The following is a 1,168-nucleotide window of genomic DNA, read 5'->3' as shown; positions in this document are numbered from 1 at the left end:
GTTGTATGCGGTAATGGATCTCTCAAGCGACACCTCTCTAGTTGGAGCGTCAGGCTCAATATCTGGTGTCATGGCCATGTATCTGGGTGTATTCAGGTTGCGCAAAATTGAGTTCTTTTATTGGATTTTTGTATTTGCTGGATATTTTCGAGCACCAGCCTTGCTCATCCTTCCCTTGTATATCGGCAAAGAGATAAGCGACTACTTTCTCAACCCGCATTCGAATGTCGCCTTTATGGCGCACGCGGGTGGCTTTGCTGGGGGTGGAGCATTGCTTGGTTTGATCTACTTCTTCCGACCTCAACTTGTGAATACAGAGTACGTGGAACAAAACCAAGAAATCGATCCAGAACGCGAAGCTAGAGCCAAGATTTACGAACAGATAGACCGCTTCTCATTTGCGAGAGCTGTAGAAAGTATCAAACAGTACAACAAGGATTACGGGGCAAGCTTTGAACTCAACATGCTGGCTTTTAAGTTATCTCAAGAAACGGGATTGAAAGGTCATGCTCTATTTTTCGCGACCTTAATGGATATAAAAATACGAGACGAGCGAGATCTAAGCCAGTTAGCCAATATCTGCGAGAACACACCAGACCTCATGAGCCAGCTGAATGAAGAGCAGCAATACAAGCTGGCATTAAAACTTTGTACTAACGAGCATATAAGCCTTGCTGAAGATATTTTCGAGAAGCTCAACACTCAACAAAATAGTCAACTCAACCTCGATGTTCTGGCCCGAAAGCTGTCGATTGTTTTTGGAAAGTGCAAGCAATCAGAAAAATCCCAGCACTATGCAAATATTGCTGAAACAACAATAGGCCTGGGAGGGAGTCAATAATGTCCTACTGCCATTATCACCCTCTTAGCCCTGCTAGCCATCACTGCACTCATTGCGATCAGGATTTTTGTCCTACCTGTTTAAATGAAAGCAAAACAAACAAAAATCCCACATGCATGATCTGTGAGCGAGAAACTGAAAGCCTTGGCGTTCAATCTGATGTCGTACCCTTCTGGCGGCGAATTGATCAAAGTTTCCGGTATCCTCTGAGCAAGCAAAGCCTTTCGTTTATCGTTGTTGTTTCGATGGCCATGGCAGCGGCAAGCTTTTTGTTTGTGCCACTGATGATAGGTTTATACCTATTAACTTCTGGTGTGATGTTTAAGT

The 1,168-nt window shown here is 44.0% G+C and carries 2 protein-coding genes; both read left to right on the top strand.

Going from position 1 to position 1,168, the window contains the following annotated elements:
* A partial coding sequence (locus A3762_RS17190) for a rhomboid family intramembrane serine protease (protein ID WP_231878849.1) occupies window positions 1-841 on the top strand: 841 nt, incomplete at its 5' end.
* Window positions 841-1,168: hypothetical protein (locus tag A3762_RS28435; protein ID WP_231878848.1), on the top strand; the 328-nt coding region annotated here is incomplete at its 3' end. The genes A3762_RS17190 and A3762_RS28435, both read left to right, overlap by 1 nt.

The organism is Oleiphilus sp. HI0125, from assembly GCF_001635355.1.
Note: the sequence above shows the minus strand (reverse complement) of the source record. Positions and strands in the feature narration are given on the sequence as shown.